The following is a 2,902-nucleotide window of genomic DNA, read 5'->3' on the forward strand; positions in this document are numbered from 1 at the left end:
GAGGCGTTCGTCGGGGGCGCGGCCGTCGACTGGGCGGCGGTGTTCAAGGGTACGGGCGCTCAGCGCGTCGACCTGCCGACCTACGCCTTCCAGCACCAGCACTACTGGCTCAAGTCGGCCGCCTCCCGTGCCGGTGATGTGGCCGCCGTCGGTCTCGGTTCGGCGGATCACCCTTTGCTGGGCGCCGTGGTCTCTTTGGCGGACGCGAACGGGCTCGTACTCACCGGCAGGTTGGCGCTCGCGGCTCAGCCCTGGCTGGCCGATCACCTCGTCCTGGGGAGGGCCGTCGTACCGGGAACCGCTTTCGTGGAGCTGGCGCTGCGGGCTGCGGACGCGGCGGGGTGCCGCGGTCTGGAGGAGCTGACGCTTCAGGCACCGCTGGTGTTGCCCGAGGACGGCGCGGTGCAGGTGCAGGTCGTCGTGGGAGGCACGGACGATCCGGACCGCCGTGATGTGGGCGTGTACTCCCGTGTCGAGGGGGATGACGAGGAAGCCTGGACCTGTCATGCCCGAGGTGTACTCACCACCGTCGACACCGAAGTCCCCGCGGACGCGGGCGAGCTGGCCGAATGGCCGCCGGCCGACTCCGCTGCCCTGACGGTGGACAGCCTGTACGAGCGGCTGGCCGGGCTCGGACTTGAGTACGGGCCGGTCTTCCGCGGCGTGCGGGCTGCCTGGCGGCGCGGCGACGACGTGTTCGTCGAGATCGTCCTCCCGGAGGAGCAGCGCGAGGAAGGGCAGCGTTACGGCATCCACCCGGCTTTGCTGGACGCCGCGTTGCACGTGACCGGCATCGGTCATCCGACCGGCCGGGACACACGTCAGGCCGGAGATGCCGAGGAGCCGGGCGTGGCACGGCTGCCGTTCGCGTGGAGCGGGGTTTCCCTGTATGCCACGGGAGCGAGCACGCTTCGGGTGCGCCTGTCCAGGACCGGAGCGGATGGTGTGTCGGTGCTGGCGGCCGACGTGACCGGCGCACCGGTGGCGTCCGTCGGCTCACTGGTGGGTCGCCCTGTCTCGCCGGAGCTGCTCGACAACGCCGCGACGCGTTCGACACCGGAGTCGCTGTTCGGGATCCGCTGGGAGGCGGTCCGGGCCGTGCCCGAGCCGGCGGCCGCGGAGGACTGGGCGGTGCTCGACACGGCCACCCAGGGCACCGAGACCGCACCCGGACCGGCCGGATCGCCGGTGCCGTGCCTCGCCCACCTGTCCTCGGACCCGGTGCAGACCCTCCCGCGGGTCGTCCTTCTGCCGTGCTTCTCTCAGGTCGGCACGGACGAGGAGGAAGCGACGGAGCCGGCGGCCGTTACGCGCGAGCTGGCGTACCGGGCACTGCGCGCCGTCCAGGACTGGATCGGCAACGCGTCCGCGGAGTCATCGAGGCTGGTCTTCGTCACCCGGGGTGCGGTCGCCACCGCACGGGGCGAGGCCGTACCGGACCCGGCGGCGGCTGCCGTGTGGGGCCTGGTCCGGTCCGCGCAGACGGAACACCCGGACCGGTTCCACCTGGTCGACCTCGACGCCACGCCCGACACGGGCTCCGCCCCCCTCACCGGCCCCGGCATCTGGCACGTCGCCGCCGACGCGGCCCTGGCAGCCCTCACCGCCGACGAGCCCCAGATCGCCGTACGCGGGGGCGAACTCCGTGCGCCCCGGCTGTCCAGGGCGGTGACCCCGCCGACGACGGCCGGCCCGGCCGGTCCGTGGAACGCCGACGGAACGGTCCTGATCACCGGAGCGAGCGGCGTACTGGGCGGCTTGGTCGCACGCCACCTGGCCGCCGAACACGGTGTGCGGCGTCTCGTGCTGCTGTCACGCCGGGGCGACGCCGCTCCCGGCGCGGCGGAACTGGCGGCGGACCTGGCCGGTCTGGGCGCGGAGAGCGTGTTGGAGTCCTGTGACGTGACGGACCGCGAAGCGCTGGCCGGTGTCCTGGCACGCATCCCCCAGGACATGCCCCTGCGCGGTGTGGTGCACACGGCGGGTGTGCTGGACGACGGCGTGGTGGACGCCCTCACGCCCGAGCGCGTGGACGCCGTGCTGCGCCCGAAGGCGGACGCCGCCCTGCTCCTGCACGAACTGACCCGCGACCTGGACCTGTCGGCGTTCGTGCTCTTCTCCTCCGCCGCGGCCACCTTCGGCGCGGCCGGACAGGCCAACTACGCGGCGGCCAACGCCTTCCTGGACGCCCTGGCCGCGCACCGCCACGCCCAGGGCCTGCCCGCGGTCTCGCTGGCCTGGGGCTTCTGGGCCGAACGCAGTGAGATGACCGGCCACCTGGCGGACACCGATCTCGCCAGGATGGCCCGCGGGGGCGTCGTACCGCTGTCGTCGCAAGAAGGACTGGCCCTCTTCGACGCGGCTCTCGCCGCCGAGGAGGCACTGCTGGTCCCCGTACGGCTCGCCGCCACGGTGCTGCGGGGCGGGAACGGCCCCGTACCGCCGCTGCTGCGCAGGCTTGTGCGTACGGCCGCACGGCGTACGGCGGCGGCGCCCGCGACCGGGGCCGGTGCGGCTGACGGCCTCGCCGGCGAACTGGCCGGACTGCCGGAGGCGAAGCGGGAACAGGTCGTGCTCGACATGGTGCGCACCCATGTGGGCGCCGTTCTGGGCTACGGTCCGGGCGACGAGGTGGCGGCCGACCGCGCTTTCCGCGAACTCGGGTTCGACTCGTTGACGGCGGTGGAGCTGCGCAACCGGCTGAACACGGCCACCGGACTGCGGCTGCCTGCCACGCTCGTGTTCGACTACCCCACGGCCGCCGGGCTCGCCCGTCACCTGCTCGCGGAGCTGACGGCGGCCGGCGTCTCCGACGGCGCTCCGCGGAGCGCGGCGCTGCCGGCCGTACGAGGGGCGACGGCGGTGGACGAGCCGATCGCGATCGTCGCGATGAGCTGCCGCT

Annotated in this window: 1 protein-coding gene; it reads left to right on the forward strand. The window is 73.7% G+C overall.

Annotation, left to right across the window (positions count from 1 at the left end):
• Window positions 1-2,902 (forward strand): type I polyketide synthase (locus tag GT045_RS13885; RefSeq protein WP_161334349.1); only part of this gene is annotated, 2,902 nt, incomplete at both ends.

It is taken from the genome of Streptomyces sp. SID486 (genome assembly GCF_009865385.1).
Lineage (GTDB): Bacteria > Actinomycetota > Actinomycetes > Streptomycetales > Streptomycetaceae > Streptomyces.